This window comes from Runella sp. MFBS21 (genome assembly GCF_029433105.1).
Lineage (GTDB): Bacteria > Bacteroidota > Bacteroidia > Cytophagales > Spirosomataceae > Runella.
Window position 1 is genome coordinate 565,209 of the sequence record NZ_JARNTW010000003.1, and the last position, 16,010, is coordinate 581,218.

16 protein-coding genes are annotated in these 16,010 nt (G+C 40.7%); 9 read left to right on the forward strand and 7 right to left on the reverse strand.

The features are described from left to right. The first annotated feature begins 49 nt into the window (after positions 1–49). The 4 genes from P1X15_RS09775 to P1X15_RS09790 all read left to right on the forward strand — a co-directional run bounded on the left by P1X15_RS09775 (position 50) and on the right by P1X15_RS09790 (position 6,344). Positions 50–3,544, forward strand: coding sequence for a DUF4175 family protein (locus tag P1X15_RS09775; RefSeq protein WP_277337959.1), 3,495 nt, complete (start codon positions 50–52; stop codon positions 3,542–3,544). A 103-nt stretch (positions 3,545–3,647) separates the two neighbouring features. Next, entirely contained in the window at positions 3,648–4,835 is a 1,188-nt protein-coding gene (locus P1X15_RS09780) for a class I SAM-dependent methyltransferase (RefSeq protein WP_277337960.1), read from the forward strand. 62 nt (positions 4,836–4,897) lie between these two features. Next, positions 4,898–5,428: a thioesterase family protein gene (locus tag P1X15_RS09785; RefSeq protein WP_277337961.1), complete on the forward strand. Its 531-nt coding sequence runs from the start codon at positions 4,898–4,900 to the stop codon at positions 5,426–5,428. A 61-nt stretch (positions 5,429–5,489) separates the two neighbouring features. After that, entirely contained in the window at positions 5,490–6,344 is an 855-nt protein-coding gene (locus P1X15_RS09790) for a hypothetical protein (protein ID WP_277337962.1), read from the forward strand. A 26-nt stretch (positions 6,345–6,370) separates the two neighbouring features. Here P1X15_RS09790 and P1X15_RS09795 read toward each other — a convergent pair whose 3' ends face one another. Beyond that, positions 6,371–6,628 (reverse strand): hypothetical protein, encoded by a 258-nt coding sequence (locus P1X15_RS09795; RefSeq protein ID WP_037327600.1) that lies wholly within the window; start codon positions 6,626–6,628, stop codon positions 6,371–6,373. A 147-nt stretch (positions 6,629–6,775) separates the two neighbouring features. Between P1X15_RS09795 and P1X15_RS09800 the strand changes: the two genes are divergently transcribed. From P1X15_RS09800 to P1X15_RS09815, 4 genes are all read left to right on the forward strand, one after another. Next, positions 6,776–7,585 carry a glycogen/starch synthase gene (locus P1X15_RS09800; RefSeq protein ID WP_028666956.1) on the forward strand — a complete coding sequence of 270 codons (810 nt, stop codon included), beginning with the start codon at positions 6,776–6,778 and terminating at the stop codon, positions 7,583–7,585. Next, entirely contained in the window at positions 7,569–8,906 is a 1,338-nt protein-coding gene (locus P1X15_RS09805) for a DUF4270 family protein (protein WP_277337963.1), read from the forward strand. The genes P1X15_RS09800 and P1X15_RS09805 overlap by 17 nt, the downstream gene beginning before the upstream one ends. 300 nt (positions 8,907–9,206) lie before the next feature. Beyond that, positions 9,207–11,045 carry a glutamine--fructose-6-phosphate transaminase (isomerizing) gene (glmS, locus tag P1X15_RS09810; protein ID WP_277337964.1) on the forward strand — a complete coding sequence of 613 codons (1,839 nt, stop codon included), beginning with the start codon at positions 9,207–9,209 and terminating at the stop codon, positions 11,043–11,045. 56 nt (positions 11,046–11,101) lie between these two features. Further along, on the forward strand, positions 11,102–11,341 hold the full coding sequence (locus tag P1X15_RS09815; RefSeq protein WP_277337965.1) for a 4a-hydroxytetrahydrobiopterin dehydratase: 240 nt from the start codon (positions 11,102–11,104) through the stop codon (positions 11,339–11,341). A 120-nt stretch (positions 11,342–11,461) separates the two neighbouring features. Here the strand turns inward: P1X15_RS09815 and atpH are convergent, their stop codons facing one another. From atpH to P1X15_RS09845, 6 genes are all read right to left on the reverse strand, one after another. Then, a complete protein-coding gene (gene atpH, locus P1X15_RS09820; RefSeq protein ID WP_277337966.1) occupies positions 11,462–11,998 on the reverse strand; it encodes an ATP synthase F1 subunit delta in 537 nt (178 codons plus the stop codon). Positions 11,999–12,059: 61 nt separating this feature from the next. Next, positions 12,060–12,554 carry a F0F1 ATP synthase subunit B gene (gene atpF, locus P1X15_RS09825; RefSeq protein ID WP_277337967.1) on the reverse strand — a complete coding sequence of 165 codons (495 nt, stop codon included), beginning with the start codon at positions 12,552–12,554 and terminating at the stop codon, positions 12,060–12,062. 127 nt (positions 12,555–12,681) lie between these two features. Further along, a complete protein-coding gene (atpE, locus tag P1X15_RS09830) occupies positions 12,682–12,945 on the reverse strand; it encodes an ATP synthase F0 subunit C (protein WP_028666962.1) in 264 nt (87 codons plus the stop codon). 55 nt (positions 12,946–13,000) lie between these two features. Beyond that, positions 13,001–14,098 carry a F0F1 ATP synthase subunit A gene (gene atpB / locus P1X15_RS09835; protein WP_277337968.1) on the reverse strand — a complete coding sequence of 366 codons (1,098 nt, stop codon included), beginning with the start codon at positions 14,096–14,098 and terminating at the stop codon, positions 13,001–13,003. 35 nt (positions 14,099–14,133) lie between these two features. Then, on the reverse strand, positions 14,134–14,502 hold the full coding sequence (locus tag P1X15_RS09840) for a hypothetical protein (RefSeq protein WP_028666964.1): 369 nt from the start codon (positions 14,500–14,502) through the stop codon (positions 14,134–14,136). Between the two features lie 133 nt (positions 14,503–14,635). Beyond that, entirely contained in the window at positions 14,636–14,866 is a 231-nt protein-coding gene (locus P1X15_RS09845; protein WP_277337969.1) for an AtpZ/AtpI family protein, read from the reverse strand. Between the two features lie 129 nt (positions 14,867–14,995). On the opposite strand from P1X15_RS09845, the gene P1X15_RS09850 reads away from it, so the two are divergent. Beyond that, entirely contained in the window at positions 14,996–15,979 is a 984-nt protein-coding gene (locus P1X15_RS09850; RefSeq protein WP_277337970.1) for a glycosyltransferase, read from the forward strand. Positions 15,980–16,010 lie beyond the last annotated feature (31 nt).

Genomic DNA, 16,010 nt, shown 5'->3' on the forward strand with positions numbered 1-16,010 from the left:
CTTTGGAAAAAGTGGGATTCCTATCTAACACCAGCCAAAACATTACTATATGAGAACCCAAACCCTTTCCGTACTGCTGGAGCGCATTGGTGAGTACAAGCGGAAATTTTATCTAAATCAACTCGTCAAAGGTGTCATTTTTGCCGTAGCTTTTGTGCTATCGGCCTATCTCTTTGTCAACACGCTTGAGTACTTTGGGCGTTTTAGTTCCACGGTACGAGCCACGTTATTTTTCGGTTTTTTAGGCATTTTAGGTTATGCCATTGTGCGGTGGGTAGTCATTCCATTGATACATTTATATGGCCTACGCAAATCTATCAGTGATGAAGAAGCAGCCGCTCAAATCGGCAATTTTTTCCCAGAGATTGGAGATAAACTTATCAATACCCTTCAGCTAAGAAATTTATCTGGAATACAAACAGATCTTATTGAGGCCAGCATTCAGCAAAAATCAAGCCAATTGATGATAGTACGGTTTTCGGACGCCATCAAAATCGACCAAAATCGCCGCTACCTCAAATATGCCGCTTATCCCTTAGCGGCGATTGCAATGGTGCTTTTGATCAATCCCCGCTTTTTTGCAAGCAGCTCAGACCGTATTATTCATTTTGAAAAAGAATATACCGATGCGCCATTTACATTCAAACTAGAAAATCCGAATCTGAAAGCCTTTCGTAACGAAGACTTCAAATTAGAATTGTCGCTGGCAGGTGGAGCACTTCCAGAAGCGGTATATGTGGTGCACAACAAAGCCAAATTTAAGCTCGACCCCGAAAGCACCGATTCTTACTCGTATACTTTCAAAAATGTCCAGCGCCCTATTGAGTTTTATTTTGAAGCTGCAGGCTATAAATCAAGCACTTACAAACTCACTTTGGCCGAACGCCCCAGCCTATTGTCTTTTGATGTAACACTGCGCTACCCAGCCTATTTGGGAAAACCTGCCGAACAGCTGAGCAATGTAGGAAACTTGACGGTACCTGAAGGGACCGTTATTACTTGGGATTTTAATACCAACGCCACCAAAGAAATGGCACTGCTATTTGAAGGTGACAAAAATCTATACCCAGCCGAAAGTAAGCTTACAGGAGGATATGAGTTCCAAAAAAGCGCCAGACGCTCGGGAAATTATGAAATAAAACTCAAAAATGAAGAATCAGGAAATCGCGAAAAAATCAGCTATTTCCTCAACGTCATCAATGACAAATACCCAACCCTTACCCTCGAAAACTACCAAGACACTACTTTGTACAATTACTTTATGCTTGGGGGTAATATCGCCGATGACTATGGCTTTTCAAACCTAAGGGTATTCTACAACTTACGCCGCAAAGGTGATAAAACCGACGAAAAGAAGGTAGTTTATAAAGGATTCGCGATTCCTTTCAATAAATCAACTACCAACCAGACTTTTTACTTCCAATGGTACGTCGATAGTCTTCGTCTTACCCCAGGCGACCGTATCGAGTACTATGTACAAGTATGGGACAATGATGGTATCAACGGACCAAAATCAGCCAAATCACGCATGATAGATTTTGCGGTACCATCTAAAGAAGAAGTAAGGGCCGAAGCCGAAAAATCTGCGGAAAAAACTGCATCCCAAATCAATAAGACCCTCCAAAAAGCCAAAACTTTGCAAAAAGAATTGGAAAAACTAGACCAACGTCTCAAAACCGACCGCGACTTAGATTTCCAAGACAAAAAACAAATAGAGGACTTGCTTAAAAAGCGCGATGAGCTCATGAACGACATGAAGAGCATGCAAGAGCAAGCTCAAGCTGCCCAAGAAAAACAAGACCGTTTTGCGGAGCAAAGCCCCGAAATGAAACAAAAAATGGAGCAATTGCAGAAATTGATGAAAGAATTGCTCGATCCCGAAACTCAAAAGCTGTATGAACAACTCGAAAAACTCCTCCAACAGCAACAGCAGGATGAGAAAATACAGGAGTTGATGAACAAACTCAAAAACAAAGAATTCAATGCCCAAAAAGAAATCGAAAAGGCATTGGAGATGTTTAAGCAACTTCAGCTTCAACAAAAAGCCGAGCAAATTCAGAAGGATTTGAAAGAAATGGCTGATAAAGAAGAAAAACTCGCCGAAAAAACCGAACAACTCGCCAAAGAACAAGAAAAAGAACAGAAAGGTAAAGACTCTGAAAATAAAGATCAGAAAAACAACCAAGATAAAAAAGGCAAAGACCAAGACAACAAAGATCAAAAAGACGGTAAAGACCAAGATAAAAAAGACCAAAAAGGAAACGAACAGCAAGACAAAAACGCTCAGCAAGAAGAACTTAAGAAAGAGCAAGAAGAGCTAAACAAAGAGTTTGAAGAAACAAAAAAAGACATTGAAGAACTCGAAAAACTCAATGAGCAGCTGGACAATAAGCAGGAAATGGATACCGGCAAAGAACAACAGCAGGAGGTTGATAAACAGCAAGAAAATAGCTCAAAACAACTAGAACAAAAGCAAAACAAAAACGCCTCTCAATCGCAGAAAAAAGCAGCAAAATCGATGCGCCAAATGGCTCAGCAAATGCAAGAGTCGATGGAAAGTGCCGAAATGGAAGAAATGAGCGAAAACATGGACAACCTGCGCGATATCCTCGAAAACCTGATTCATTTGTCGTTTGACCAAGAACGCGTGATGAAAGACTTCAGAGGAGTTAATCTCCAAGACCCTCGCTTTGTTAAACTTGCCCAAGAGCAGCTCAAACTCCAAGATGATGCCAAGGTGATTGAAGATAGTCTATATGCACTAGCGAAGCGTGTGATGCAAATTCAAACGTTTGTAACGCGAGAATTGAACGACATGAAGTTTCACATGAATGAGAGTACTCGCTATATTCGGGAGCGCCGCCTCAACATGGCCACTAGCAAGCAGCAATTTGCGATGACTTCTATCAACAATCTATCGCTCATGCTAAGTCAAACCTTGGAACAAATGCAAGCTGCTATGATGGCAATGAGTAGCCCTGGACAAGGCAAGAAAAAGGGCGGTAAAAAGCAAGGTCAGAGTTTAGGAGAATTGCAACAACAACTCAATAAACGTATCAACGAAATCCAGAAAGGACAAGGTCAAAGAGGAGGTATGGGTGGCCGACAAATGTCCGAACAACTTGCCCAAATGGCGGCTGAACAAGCCCGAATCAGACAGATGCTCAAAGAACTCATGGACTCTCAAAAAGGCACCGAAGGAGGCAAAAAAGTAGGCAATGAAGTCAAAGATTTGATAGAGAAAATGGACGAAACAGAGACCGATTTGGTCAATAAGCGCGTAGACCCTAATCTCCTCAAACGTCAACAAGACATAATCACGCGTTTGTTGGAATCCGAAAAAGCGTTGCGACAACAAGAAGAAGATACCCAACGCAAAGCCGAAACCGCCAAGCCCCAACCACGCACCCCCCCTGCTGCTTTTGAGCAGTATGTCAAAGACAAGCAGCGACAAACGGAATTGTTGCGTACAGTTCCGCCTAGTTTTGCACCTTTTTATAAGCGAGAAGCCGACAGTTATTTCAAAAAATCAAGCGAAAAATAAACACTCAAGTTTTCTCAATCAGGTAGCCGACGAACCGTCAGCTACCTGATTTTGTTTTGGTAAAATCGCCCAGCTCAAATATAAACCAACTACCCTGCTTTTGGTGAGTCAGGATATAGATACGATGTTTTCAAAAGAAGAAATTGATTTTATTCAACAGCACCTTCATACGGATACCAGCGCACTCTTCCTAAAATACGGAAAAGACAAAGAATCCTTAATCAAACAGATTGAAGCCCGCCAAAAATCACGCACCAAATTGCCTGAATGGTATGCCAATCCTGAGGTGGTATTTCCGCCTGCGCTATCGGTTGAGCAAAGTTCTTCGGAGACAACTGCCCACTACAAAGCGTCTCTTCTCTCAGGCGACACCCTCATCGACGCAACCGGTGGTATGGGGATTGATAGTTATTTTTTCAGTAAACAATGTGAAGCTGTCATTTATATTGAACAAAACGAAACTTTGGTAGCGCGTGCTCACCATAATTTTGCCGTTTTGAAAGCCACAAATATTCGTTGCGTACATCAAAATTCTATTGATTTTTTGGAGAAATTCCCTCAAAAAGTAGACTGTATTTACCTCGACCCAGCGCGCCGCAGTGCCGACCAAAAGCGCGTCGTCAGTCTCGTAGATTGCGACCCCGACGTTACTAAGCATTTACCATTATTGTTAAACAAAACTCGGCATATATTGCTCAAGGCATCGCCGCTACTTGATCTCAAGCAGACCATCCAGACGCTGCCTTTTATTCACACAGTACACGTAGTAGCCGTTGATAATGAATGCAAAGAACTACTATTTGAGATAAGTGATTCTGTTTCGTCGCCAAACATAATTGTAAAAAGTATCAATCTCAAATCAGATACCGCCCATCAGTATTTTGAGTTTGATTGGGCACAAGAAACCAACAAGCCAGTATCATTGAGCCCTCCCCTTCGCTACATTTATGAGCCCAACGCCGCCATTTTAAAAAGCGGAGCTTTTAAATCAATCGCTCATTCGCTCAATATTTCCAAAATCGCGCCTCATAGCCATTTATATACTTCTTCGGAATTAGTCCTTGATTTTCCGGGACGTAGCTTTGAGCTTGAAGCGATTTTAAAAGTTGATTCAAAGACACTTAGAGAGCATCTGCCTACTCTCAAAGCAAATCTCACTGTACGGAATTTTCCAGCTACTACCGACGAACTTCGCAAAAAACTAAAGTTAAAAGACGGGGGTGATGTATATTTGCTGGCCACAACCCTTCTCAACGGAGACAAAAGGCTTTTGAAATGCCGTAAAGTTTGAGAAGAGCCATGCTTTAGTTTGGCGCATGGCTTCTTATTCATCACAATTAATCCAAATCGATTATGTTTTTTGAACGCATTCCCGACAAAGAATATCCTAAAGAGCCCGAATCACGTGTCATTATCCGATTCCAGGACTGTGACCCACTTCAGCACCTCAACAACGCCAAATACTTTGATTATTATTTCAACGCCCGTGAAGATCAAGTAGCCAAATTATACGAGTTTAACTTTGGAAGACTTTTCAGAGAACTCGGTCAAAGCTGGGTAGTATATCAGCACCAAATCGCCTACGTAAGGCCAGCAATGGTGAGCGAATGGGTCAGGATTACTTCGCGTCTTATTTTTTTTAATGAAGATACTATCGTAACCGAATATTTCATGACCGATGATAGCCGAACTCAGTTGAAAAATGTGCTGTGGGTTACTTCCAAATACATCGATGTACGCTCAGGACAACGCGTAGTACATCCTCCCACTGTGATGGATTATTTGGCAGCCACTTGTCTATCTGACGTAGATTTTCACCACTGGAATTTCAATGAGCGTATCCGCGAAATCAAGCGTAGTCTCACTAGTCATGGAGGTGAATAAGTGCAAAGTGCCCTATGGTTAGTGTATCATTAAGCAATATATTGGTTCTCAACTCCTTCCTATGAAGTGGTTAAAAGATTTTTTCTTCATAATTGAATATTACCTTATCCGCATTCACTGGCTAAGCTTAGATGTAGTAGCTGGTGCTATGCTTACCCACGTAATAGCCTCTCGCCTACCCGATGGTCACGGAGAGGTTTCTTGGGCTTCCACGGTATTGGTAGGCATCAGTGTGTTTTTTATTTATGTAGCGGATCGTTTAATTGACAATCACAAAACCAATACTCCTACTACAGCTCGGCACAAATTTCACGCTCAACACGAAGCTATTCTACTCAAAATAATGATGGGACTAGGCGTGGTCGGATTGATTTGTTTGTTCTGGCTTCCTTTCAAAGTCATCATGCTTGGAATCGGCTTGATGGTATTAGTAAGCGTGTATTTAAAAGTAATTCAGAAAATCTCTTCTACCGATACCTTTCAGTTGTTTAAAGAGCCGATGGTTGCTATAATATATACCATTGGAGTTTGGGGGTCGGCGGTTTTAGCCCAACAACACACCTCCTGGGAAGAGACTTCATTTATGGTTTTACTGGGGATTATAGCCTTCCAAAACCTGCTTTTATTTTCATGGTTCGAGTCTTTTGACATAGAGGAAGGCTATTCTTTGGCTATTGCATGGGGCACAGATACAGTGAGCCAAATCATTAATATCCTGACTATCTTAGTAGTAATTGGAGCTTTAGTAATCTTATTTCTAACCACTCATCGTTATAGTATTAGGACCTCAGTAGCAGTCATTTCAATGAGCCTCAGTTTGTACTTTTTAAAGAAACATTATTCTCAATTTTTAGGCCATGAGCGTTATCGTTGGTTGGGAGATGGTATCTTTTTTTACATGCTTTGGCTTCTTTAAAATTACTACAAAATTGACCTCTTCCGTTATTTTTGTTTCTTTTTTATGGAAGGTTTTATGGTCGTTTTAGGCTTACTTTCTTTTTTTTCTGGTACATATTTAGAAAGTACAGGTTCGGCATTTCGCCGTTTACGAAGTAGCAGAAAGCCCAATAAACACGATAAACAAAACATCAGCAACCAATAACTCTCTTGAAACGATACACGTCGAAACTCCATCACCCAAAGGATAAAGAAGCCCAAAGACGCCCAACCTGCCATACTTTCAACAATAGGAGTTTTCATATATTTGGTATGATTAAGGTATCAAAGGTACAAGGTTTATTAAATAAGAAATAATTCTCAAGCAATATGATTGAATATCGGCAAAAATTTGTATAATTTTGCAAAATTTTTCTTCAAAACCAATCCTATCAAGCTTCACCAAAGCCTATGAGTAAACTACGGATTTTGTATGTAGCCAGCGAGATAAATCCCTTTCTCCAAATCACAGAGGTAGCCGACTACGTAAGAAAACTTCCCCAAGCTATGCAAGAGCGGGGCATGGAAATCAGAATATTAGTACCTCGTTTTGGACTCATCAATGAGCGCAAAAACCGCCTCCATGAGGTTGTTCGTCTGTCAGGCATTAATATTTCGGTCGGTGACGATGAAAAACCTCTGGTAATCAAGGTAGCTTCTATCCCAAGCGCCAAATTGCAAGTTTATTTTATTGACAACGAAGACTATTTTCATCGCAAGTCCGTTTTCTTAGATAAGGACAATAACTTTTTTGATGATAATGACGAACGCGCTATCTTTTTTTGCAAAGGTGTGCTCGAAACTGTCAAAAAATTAGGATGGGCTCCCGACATTGTACATTGTAATGATTGGATGACCGCCCTCATTCCTCTTTATTTGAAAACCACTTACAAAAATGATCCGATGTTTAAGGATACAAAGTGTGTTTTTACCGTCTATAACAACGCCTTCAACTTTAAGTTTGAAGAAGGGATTATGGACAAAGCCAAAGCCATGGACGTTAGTGATGAAGCCCTAGCTCATCTACGCTCGGCTGATTTTGAAGGATTTATCAAAATTGGTTGTGCCTACGCCGACGCCGTTGTAAAAGCTGATGATGATTTTAGTGAAAGTTTAAACAAAATTTTTGATGAATTGCCCGAACGCAAGTTGGAACTGGTCGAAGAAGACGCAAATTTTACAGAAGCTTATTACAACTTATACAATGAACTGGCAGGCTAAAGCTGCCCTCTTTCTGGTCACTGTTTTCACCATTTCTTTGACCGCCTGCGAAGCTCCCAAGGAAATCGGGCTTCCGCCCGAGGTAATTGCAGAAGTGCAATTTACGGATACACTTACAGTCAAAACAAGCACGGTTTTGCTTGATTCTGTTCGTACCAATAGCACCACGCAGTTGTTGTTAGGGAGTTATCGCGACCCTATCTTTGGCCGCGTCACGGCTCAGCCCTATTTTGAGCTTGGAAATAGAATTGACTTCAACGCCGACGGTAGTACTACGACTTATGTGTATGATTCGCTTACTTTAGATTTGGCCTACTTTTATTACTATGGTGATACTTTGCAGCCATTTCAGATGAATCTTCATCGCCTTACCGATACGCTGATTACAGGCAAAACCTATTATAACAATAGTACCATGCCTTATGAAGCGACTCCTTTAGCTACGCTCACCATAGATCCTACGCCTGCCACCAATAATACTTTCAAATTTAAGTTACCTGATGCATTGGGGAAACAGATTTTTGATTTAAGTGGCAAGCCCGATGCAAGCTCTGCTTCTAAGTTTGTTCAAACTTTTAAAGGCTTTACGCTCGTTCCTTCCAACAATAGCAGCATGATTATGGGCTTGCCATCATCTTCTGGTATTTCACTCAACTTGTATGTGCATATCACTGGAGATACTGTAGGTAAAGTACAAGCTATTCCACTCCTAAAAAGATTTAACCACGTACAGGCCAATCGCCAAGGAACCGAAGTAGCTAAACTCCAGCCTCTCAAACCTCTGAGTGCTGCCGAAATGGGAGGCCTCAATTACGTACAAGATGCTTTGGGAATTGTGACTAAGGTAGAATTTCCGCACTTATCAAAATTGTTTACCGACGGAAGAGTCGCTATTAATAGAGCTGAGCTCAATATTGTACCAGAGCAGCCTCAAGGTAGGTTTTTCTTACCTACAGGTCTTACCATGGCCGAAACCGACCAAACAAATCGTTTGTTACGGTCAGTAGGGGGTACAGAGCTATTACTTCCTGTTGATGGAAGTACATTCCAGTCTTATATTCTTCCTCAAATCTCTGTTTATAATGATAAGTTCCGAAATTATAATTTCGTTTTAACTACTTACTTACAAGCAGTATCGATTGGATTTAAGAAAAGTACGGGGCTTTTGTTGATGCCAGTTAGTTCTACCTCTTCTTTGGTATCTCTATCTCAGCCTCTCTCGATTTACTATCCTTATCTCAACAATCGGCTAGAGAGATTAACAATTAATCCTACTCGTGAAAACGTAAAACTTTACATATTTTATACCACTACTAAATAAGTATAATTTCGTTTTTTAAATATTTCAAAAGCTCGTAAGGAATTCCTTACGAGCTTTTTATTTTTGTAATATTTCTGTATTTTTCGAAAAATAAAGGAATAATCATTGTACAAAACCAAGTTTTTAAAAAAGTTTAATCTCCTAAAACTGTTGGTAATATTTTTTAAAAAATGGGATTCTCTTTCATAAAGCATTTAATAATAGAGCCGATTATTCTACTAATTCTAAATAATAAAAAGGCTTTCTAAAAAGTCACCTTATTTTTTTTCAACTATTTGACTCACCTTAAAATCTAAGAAAATGTGCGGAATTGTGGCATACGTAGGGCATCAAGAGGCGTGTCCAATCATCCTTAAAGGACTCAAAAGATTAGAATATCGAGGATATGATAGCGCAGGTATCGCATTGCTCAATCATGGCGATCTTTGTGTTTATAAGAAAAAAGGCAAAGTAAAGGCACTTGAAGCAGAACTTGCCCCAAAAGACCTAACCGCAACTGTGGGTATGGGGCATACTCGCTGGGCTACCCACGGTGAGCCAAACGATGTCAATGCTCACCCGCATTATTCATTTCACAAAAAACTCGCCATCATTCACAATGGAATCATTGAGAATTATGCGGCACTCAAACAAAATCTCCTTAGAAAAGGCCACTACTTCAGCTCAGAAACTGACTCTGAGGTGTTGGTTCATTTCATTGAAGATATTCAGCAGGAGACCCAATGTAGCCTCGAAGAAGCTGTACGATTGGCATTGCAAGAAATCGTAGGTGCGTACGCTATCGTAGTGATGTCAGAAGATGCTCCTACACAGCTTATCGCTGCTCGTAAAAGTAGTCCTTTGGTAATTGGCGTAGGTGAGGGCGAGTTTTTTTGCGCCTCCGACGCTTCTCCTATCATCGAATACACCAAAGATGTCATTTATTTAGACGATAATCAGATTGCCCTCATCAAAAACGGAGAATTGAAGGTAGTAAATCTTGACAATGAGAGACAAGTACCGTATATCCAAAAGCTAGAACTCGAACTCGAAGCTATCGAAAAGGGAGGTTATGAGCACTTTATGCTCAAAGAGATTTTCGAACAGCCCCGTTCAATAGCCGATAGCATGAGAGGACGCCTACAGAGTGAAGAAGGGCTTTTGCAATTAGGAGGTTTGCAGGGGTATATGGATAAGCTTGCCCAAGCCAAACGTATTGTGATAGTAGGCTGTGGGACTTCATGGCATGCAGGACTTGTGGCTGAATATATTTTTGAAGAATTGGCGCGTATTCCGGTCGAAGTCGAATACGCTTCTGAGTTTCGATATAGAAATCCAATTATCCATGCAGATGACTTCGTAGTGGCTATTTCTCAATCAGGAGAGACGGCTGATACCTTGGCAGCAATTCAGCTCGCTAAAAGCAAAGGAGCTACTATTTTTGGGGTATGCAATGTAGTAGGATCTTCCATTGCCCGAGAAACACACGCCGGGGCCTACACTCATGCTGGTCCCGAAATCGGCGTAGCAAGTACCAAGGCTTTTACGGCCCAAGTAACCGTCCTTACTTTGATGGCGATTGCAGTGGCTCATAGACGAGGAAGTATTTCTGATGAGCTTTATAGAGAGCTTCTGGTAGCGTTAGAAAGCATCCCAAGCAAAGTAGAGCAAGTACTTAAAGCCGCTGATAAGGTCAAGGAAATCGCGTACATTTTTACTTATGCGCGCAATTTTATTTATTTAGGTAGAGGACTCAATTTTCCAGTGGCGTTGGAAGGAGCTCTAAAGCTCAAAGAGATTTCGTACATCCACGCCGAGGGCTATCCTGCCGCCGAAATGAAACATGGCCCTATTGCCCTGATTGATGAAGATATGCCCGTGGTTTTTATCGCAACCAAAGACAGTTCTTATGAAAAAATCGTATCTAATATACAAGAAGTAAAAGCGCGTAAAGGGCGGGTAATAGCCATCGTTACGGAAGGCGATACCTTGATCCCAAGCATGGTAGATTTTGTAATAGAAATCCCCCAAACCCACGAAATCTTAATGCCTTTACTATCGTCGATACCACTCCAATTGTTGTCATATTATATAGCTGTCATGCGGAAACGCAATGTAGACCAACCCCGTAATCTCGCAAAATCTGTAACAGTAGAATAAAATCATAGGCGCTATTTCGGGAGATTGTTCGTTATTAACAAAAAACAAAATTATTTATGTGGATAGAACAAAACAATAAACTCGTTAGGGAATATGAGTTTGAAGACTTCAAAGAGGCCTTTGTTTTTATGACCAAAGTGGCCGAAATCGCCGAGCAAATGAATCATCATCCGTGGTGGTCAAATGTATACAACAAAGTCACTTTTGAGCTTTCGACCCACGATGCGGGCAATACCGTCACCGAAAAAGATGAAGCATTGGCTGAGGCCATCGAAGCGATTTATGATGAAATGTGAGGGGTATATTTAGACCTGCTAAGTTTCAAAAACTTAGCAGCTCAAGCTCACGCAAAAATAAAAAGCCCTCACCGCAAAGCAGTGAGGGCTTCTGTCACTCTTAAGCAGATAAAAAATATCTTAGTTGAGCAACTGCAATTTCAAATCGTTTAGGCGTTTGCGAATCGAAACATCCACTTGGCGATCTCCTACGCGCAACACATATCCACCGATAAGTTTATCATCTACTTTTTCTTCCAACTCCACCGTCTTACCAGTAGCTTCTTCCACAATCGCCGTAAACTGCTTGCGCAGTTCGGGCGTTAATGGAGTAGACGAAGTGATAAAAGCTTTAACAATGCCTTTTTGAACATCATACAGCTTTACAAACTCATCGGCAATGCTATACATGATAGCTTCGCGATTTTTCTTAGTAATGATTGAAAAAATGGTGTAAGACACCGGACTTACTTTTGACTTAAAAACGCCTTCAAGAATAGCCATTTTTTTATCATGGCGTACTACAGGGCTTTTAAGAGCAAGCATCAATCCACGGTTTTGTTCAGATACTTGCTTAAACAAAAGCATATCTTGATACACAGTATCCACTACATTTTGTTCTAGTGCCAAATCAATGAGAGATTTGGCATATCTTATAGCTACGGTCGATTCTGACATTTGTTTAAAGTGTAAAGTTTAGAGAGAAAAACGTAAAGCAACTCAAGCCTTACAAGCTTTCTTAATTGAGTCTTGCTTCTTGAGCCAAATCTGCCACCAATTTCTCTTGAGCACTTTTGTCACTCAACTCTTTGCGTAGTACTTTTTCGGCGATGTCAAGCGAAACCGTAACGATTTCTTTTTTGATCTGAGCCAATAAAGCCGCACGCTCATTGTCGATTGCTTCGCGAGCATCTTCGATAATACGTTTTCCTTCAACAGTAGCTTTTTCTTTCGATTCAGCAATGATACGATCAGCTGCTTCTTTGGCAGATTTCAAAATACTATCACGCTCAGCACGTGCTTCTGCCAACAATTTTTCGTTGTCAGACTGCAACTTAGTCATGTCAGCGCGGGTTTTTTCGGCCAAATCCAACGCACTCTGAATCTGATGTTCACGCTCTTTCAAGCCATTCATGATAGGTTTCCAAGCGGCAACGCGTAGAATAACCACCAAGATGACAAATACCACCAACATCCAAAAAAGTAAGCCGATTGCGGGGGTCAATAATTCCATTTTAATACAATTTACAGATGATTAAAAGTATAAATTTTATGATTCCTGTTGTTAAAAACTATATAATTTAAAAGGTGGGTTTCGTACTGACGCCTAATGCGAGCAGTACGAAACACCATTGTTGCGATTAGAGCTTGAAAGAAATCAACAAGCAAATAACGGCAGCAAAAAGAGCAACGGCCTCGATCAAAGCCGCGATAATCAACATCGCAGTTTGGATACGACCAGCAGCTTCTGGCTGACGAGCAATACCTTCCATAGCACTACCACCGATACGGCCGATACCTAATCCTGCACCGATAGCAGCTAAACCTGCACCTAGTGCGGCACCGAATACTGCAAGACCTGCACCGCTTTCAGCAGCTGCTTGAAGTAAGATTTGAAGCAACATGATTGTAAAAAATTATATAGTGAAACAAAAGAATTCAGAAAAACTAAATAAATGCCTAGTGACCGTGATCAGCTTCGTGATGCTCTTCAATGGCGCTTCCGATATACATCGACGACAACAGCGTAAAGATAAAAGCCTGCAAAAATGCCACCAACAACTCAATGAGGTTCATAAACAAAGTGAAAATCAACACTAATGGACTGATAGACCAGCCAGTGCCACCTCCACCTAGGTTTTTTGCGATAAAAATCAACCCTAGCAAACTCAAAATGATGATGTGACCTGCGGTAATGTTAGCAAAAAGACGAACCATCAAGGAGAAAGGCTTCATGAATACCCCTACAATCTCAACTGGTACCATGACAGGCAACAAAGCCAAAGGTACACCTGTAGGTTTGACAAGGTGGGCAAAATAATGTTTGTTGGCGTTGAAATGTACAATTAAGAAAGTAATTACGGCCAATACTAACGTCACGGCAATATTACCAGTCAAGTTGGCACCTCCAGGAAGAAGTCCTAATAGGTTATTTATCCAGACAAAGAAAAATAAAGTCAACAAATAAGGAAGGTACTTTTCGTATTTAGGACCGATGGCCGGTTTCACAACGTCGTCGCGAATCATCAATATGACTGGCTCTAAAAACGACTGAATTCCTGAAGGGGCTTTGCCTTTATTTTTATTATATCCTTTGGCTACAGCTGTAAAAATAAGGAATAAAAGAACAGCACTTAACAAAAGTGAGGCGACGTTTTTTGTAATGGAAAAATCCAAAACATGAGCTTCTTTATCAGCCTTACCGTCAGCCCCTAAACGATACACATGCTCATGCTCCAATACATAGCCTAGCTCTTTGTTTGGATAGATGTGCTTTTCGTGATCTTCGTGGGTAGCATCAGGTGAATGGTAGAACTTACTAGAAGAAAAAACCTTCAATCCATTGTCATAAATAATCACGGGTAAAGGGATAGCAAGACCATGTGCAAACTCCCACTCATGAGCATCTGAGATGTGGTGCATAATCATCTCACCGATGTTAAATTTTTCTTCTTTATGCTCATGATTATGAGCAGGCTCTTCGGCATACGCGAAGGAAAAAGCAGACAATAAAGCGAGGGCTGCCGCAGCAAATTTATGACGTAATTGACGTAACATGTTGACCATTAACAAATAACGATTGACAAATACTATTATTCTTCTAAATCGCGGCGCAAGTTACGATACAATCCGTATATTTCAAAACAAGTATAAAATAAATAAAATGCAAAAAAGGTAAGAACGAAGCCATTGGGGTCTTCCACTTTCAAATATAAAAATACTCCAACGAAGATTAAACACATCACAAAACGGGCAGTAAGCGAAGAAAGGTAAAATTGAACGAATTTTTTACGATTTTCCCGAAATCCAAATTCCATTAGGCGGTGTTGAAGTAAAGCCAACGCTAAAAAAAAAGCCAAAATAGACCATTTTTTAGGGTGAATATATTGCCCCAAAGAAATGTAATCGGCTGTAAAAAGTACAATTCCTAAAAAAATGGTAAAAACAATCGAACGAAGCATTTTATATCGGTTAAGTTCAAATATACAAGACAACATAATCTAAACTCTTCTCTAGGCCTTTTTTGGAAAGACTTTGACAAGGAGGATATTTCACAGATTCATGTCAAGTATTGACAATCTAAGTCCTGAGTCTTTAGTTTTTTACTTGCTGAATAAAATTATACAAAGCTGCGCCAATTGACACCAGAGAAAGTGTAAGTGTCCATCCGGGGATTTTATTGCCCTGCCATTCATCTAGTCTATACCCCGCATAGGTCCCTAGCCCTATCGTCCCCAGCATCTGTATACCCATACCAGAGTATTTGGCGTAGCTTTTGGTACGCTTGTTGGCCTCTTGCATTTTTTTCTCAAATTGATTATTCATTGAAATAAACTGTTGTTTCCATAACGCTTGAATTAGCCATTAAACACCACAAATATACATTTACGTTCAGATTATTTTTATTTTCCAACAAATGACTGATACCTCTTAACTTTGCAAAAAAAGTATTGTGTGAAAAAAGTATCTATTCTCATTGCGGCCCGCAACGAATCTGCCAATATCGTTGCTTGTCTCACTTCGGTGGCCGCGTTGAGTTATCCCATATCCCACTTGCAAGTACTGGTCGGAGATGATGCCTCTGACGACAATACCGCTGCTTTGACTAAGGATTTTATCAAAGACAAACCTCATTTTGAGCTGATTTCTATCGTATCTACTCTTCCTCAATTGAAAGGCAAAACCAATGTATTGGCTCAACTTGCTCACCATGCAACGGGCGATTACTTATTTTTTACGGATGCCGATATCGAAGTACCGGTCGGATGGATTGAAAATATGTTGGCGCATTTTGAACCAGGTGTAGGAGTTGTTACAGGTATTACGACCATGAAAAAAGGAGGGATATTTGGGCTGATGCAGGGACTTGAATGGCTTTATTATTTGTCGATGATACGCCTTTTTTCCCTTTTTGGTATTCCCATTACGGCGATGGGAAACAACATGGCCGTCAGTCGGGAAGCTTATGAGGCAGTCGGGAAGTATGAAGGTATTACCTTTTCTATTACGGAAGATTACGCTCTTTTCCATGCTATTTTAGCAAAAGGTTTCTATTTTGCACAGCTATTCGATGCGCGTGTGCTTACCATTTCCCGCCCGATTGCTACTTTTGGCCAATTGCTGACTCAGCGCAAAAGATGGATGTTTGGGGCAATGTCTTTGCCGTGGCAACAGCGCTTAGGGGTTTATATCAATGCCTTTTTATTGCCTTTGTTGATCGTAATGGGATTTTGTTTTCCAAAAACCACCCTCCTTTTGGCTTTTCTCCATTATCTTTTGGTGATGGCTTGGATGGTCGGAATTATCAATTGGCTACAACTGCCTACTCTTATGATAGGGCTTCCTATTTTCTGGTTTTACCACATTTTTATGAATTTTGTAATGTTTATCAACTTTTACACGCGCCAATCCACCGTTTGGAAAGGACGCGAGTACTAAGAAAATTATTTACTTCCCATGCTTAAATTAA